Origin of the sequence: Rhodopseudomonas sp. BR0C11, assembly GCF_010820945.1 — a bacterium.
Taxonomy (GTDB): domain Bacteria; phylum Pseudomonadota; class Alphaproteobacteria; order Rhizobiales; family Xanthobacteraceae; genus Rhodopseudomonas; species Rhodopseudomonas palustris_H.
In genome coordinates this window covers 1-2,721 of record NZ_QTKI01000534.1, presented here as the reverse complement: position 1 = coordinate 2,721, position 2,721 = coordinate 1, and the positions used below count along the sequence as shown (strand labels likewise).

The 2,721-nt window shown below is 65.5% G+C and carries 3 protein-coding genes; 1 reads left to right on the top strand and 2 read right to left on the bottom strand.

Annotated elements, in window-relative coordinates:
• The coding region (locus DYI24_RS24710; RefSeq protein WP_164574202.1) for an ABC transporter substrate-binding protein at window positions 1-285 on the top strand (285 nt) is incomplete at its 5' end.
• Between the two features lie 178 nt (window positions 286-463).
• On the opposite strand, the gene DYI24_RS24705 is transcribed toward DYI24_RS24710, so the two are convergent.
• Window positions 464-1,660, bottom strand: coding sequence for an acyl-CoA dehydrogenase family protein (locus tag DYI24_RS24705; protein WP_164574201.1), 1,197 nt, complete (start codon window positions 1,658-1,660; stop codon window positions 464-466).
• Between the two features lie 18 nt (window positions 1,661-1,678).
• The coding region (locus tag DYI24_RS24700) for an acyl-CoA dehydrogenase family protein (RefSeq protein ID WP_164574200.1) at window positions 1,679-2,721 on the bottom strand (1,043 nt) is incomplete at its 5' end.

The following is a 2,721-nucleotide window of genomic DNA, read 5'->3' as shown; positions in this document are numbered from 1 at the left end:
GACAAGAAGATGTTCGGCATCGACGCCAACCAGCAGTCGACCGCCGGCTACAACGGCGTGATGGTGTTCGCGCATTTCGCCAAGAAGGCTGGCAAGACGCTCACCACCGAGTCGCTGATGACCGCGCTGGAATCCGGCGAGACCTTCGATGATATTTTCGGCGGCGCCCCGATCAGCTTCTCCAAGGACAACCACCTCGGCGTCTCGGCGGCGGTGATCGGCCAGATCAAGGACGGCCGTTGGACGACGATCGCCAAAAACCAGTCCTACAAGACCGAGAAATAATCTCGGCGCATCGCCTCAAACGCAAATGCCCGGCTCGCGCCGGGCATTTTTCTTTGGGGATTGGCAGATACCAATCGCTTTCCTCGTCATTGCGAAGAGCGAAGCGACGAAGCAATCCAGCGTCGTGCATGGAGCCTTGATGGCTTCGCTTCGCTCGCAATGACGATGGTTGCTGTCCCTACAGCCCCAGCACCAGCTTGCTGATGATGTCGCGCTGGATCTCGGAGGTGCCGCCGAAGATGGTGTAGGCGCGGCCGTTGAGATGGGTCGGCATCACGGCGAGTTCGTCTTCGGGAATCGCCGGCGGGGCGTTGAGGCGGTGCAGCGGACGGGTCGGTTCGACATAGAGGCCGTCATTGCCGATCACGTCGACCGCGAGCCGGCTCACTGCCTGGTAGATCTCGCTGGTCCGCAGCTTGAGGATCGACGACACCGCGCCGGGGTTCTGGCCGTTCTGCAGCGCGGAGAGCACGCGCAGCTCGGTCATTTCCAGCGCGTCGATATCGACCTCGGCCTCCGACATCCGGATCGCGATGTCGGGATCCTCGATTGCCCGTCCGGTCGCGTCCGACTCGGCGAACGCCGCCGCCCGATGCAGCGCCTTGCGGAGCTTGGCCGAGGCGATGCCGGAGCCGCGCTCGAATTCCAAGAGATACTTGCCGTAGGTCCAGCCCTTGCCTTCCTCGCCGACCAGGTTCGACGCCGGAATCCGGACGTCGTCGAAGAACACCTGATTGACCTCGTGGTCGCCGCCGATCGTCAGGATCGGCCGGATGGTGATCCCGGGGCTCTTCATGTCGATCAGCACGAAGCTGATGCCGTCCTGCTGCCGTGGCTCGTCGCTGGTGCGCACCAGCGCGAACATCATGTTGGCGTTGTGCGCGTGGGTGGTCCAGATCTTGGTGCCGTTGATGATGTACTCGTCGCCGTCGCGGACCGCACGGGTCTTCAGCGACGACAGGTCCGAACCCGAGCCCGGCTCGGAATAACCCTGGCACCAATAATCCTCGCAGGACAGTATTCGCGGTAGGAAGTAGTTCTTCTGCTCCGGCGAGCCGAAGCCGATGATCACCGGCCCGACCATCTTGACGCCCATCGGCGTCGGGGAAGGCACGCCCGCGTGCGCGCATTCGGTCTCGAAGATCCAGCGCTGCGCCGGCGTCCAGCCGGGGCCGCCATATTCGACCGGCCAGCCCGGGGCACCCCAGCCCTTGGCATTGAGCGCCCGCTGCCACGGCACGCCGGCCTCCGGCTCGGAGAACACCGAAGCGTTGAGTGATTCCGCCCGCTTCATGTCGGGCGTCAGATTGGCCGCGATGAAGTCGCGGACCTCTTGCTGAAAGGCGAGCTCGGCGTCGCCGAAGGTCATGTCCATGTCGATGCCTCGCTTTTGTTAGATCGGCCGGCCGCTGAGCGCGGCGTGGCGGCGATAATGGTGGGTGCTGCCGCCGAACAGGGTTTCGAACGCCAGCAGGCGTTTGAAGTAGGCGCCGACGTCGAGCTCCTCAGTGACGCCCATGCCGCCGTGAAGCTGCACCGACTGCTCGGCTACGAAGCGCGCACCTTTGCCGATCTTGGCCTTGGCGCCGGAACAGGCACGGCCGCGCTCGGCAGCGTCCGCCTCGGCCTTCAGCGCGGCACGCAGCGCCATCGAACGGGCTTCATCAACCTGCACCGACATGTCGGTGAGACGATGCCGCACCACCTGATTGGCGGCGAGCGGACGGCCGAATTGCTTGCGCACCTTGGTGTAGTCGAGCGTCTTGTCGGTCAGCGTCTGCATCATGCCGACCGCTTCGGCCGACATCGCAGCGAGGGCGCGATCGACCACCGCCTCGACCGCCGGATATGCGTCGACATCGCCTCCGAGCATGGCATCGGCCGGCACCCGCACGCTTTGCAGCTTGAGATTGCAGGCGCGGCCGCCACCAAGCCGCGGATAATCAGCGAGTGTCAGCCCGGCTGCATCGCGCGGCACCAGGAACAGCCGCAGCGAGCCGTTGCCGTTGTTGGCCAGCCGCGCCGAAACGATCAGCTGATCGGCCGACGCGCCGTCCAGCACCGCGACCTTGGCGCCGTCGAGCACGTAAGCGTCGCCGTCCTTGCGGGCGGTGGTATCGACACGCGACAGATCCGCACGCGCCGCGCGTTCGGCATGCGCGAAGGCGAGCCGCAACGTGCCGTCCGCGACCTGCGGCAGCAGCGCCGCCTTCTGCTCGTCGCGGCCGTGTTCGGCGACGAGGCCGGCGCCGAGTACCACGGTCGACAGATACGGCTCGCTGACGAGGCCGCGGCCGAATGCTTCCATCAGGATGCCGACTTCGATTGCGCCGCCACCGATGCCGCCATGGGCTTCCGGCAGCGGCAGCGCCAGCCAGCCGAGATCGGCGAACTGCTTCCAGATCGCTTCGCTGAAGCCATACGGCTCCTTGGCGT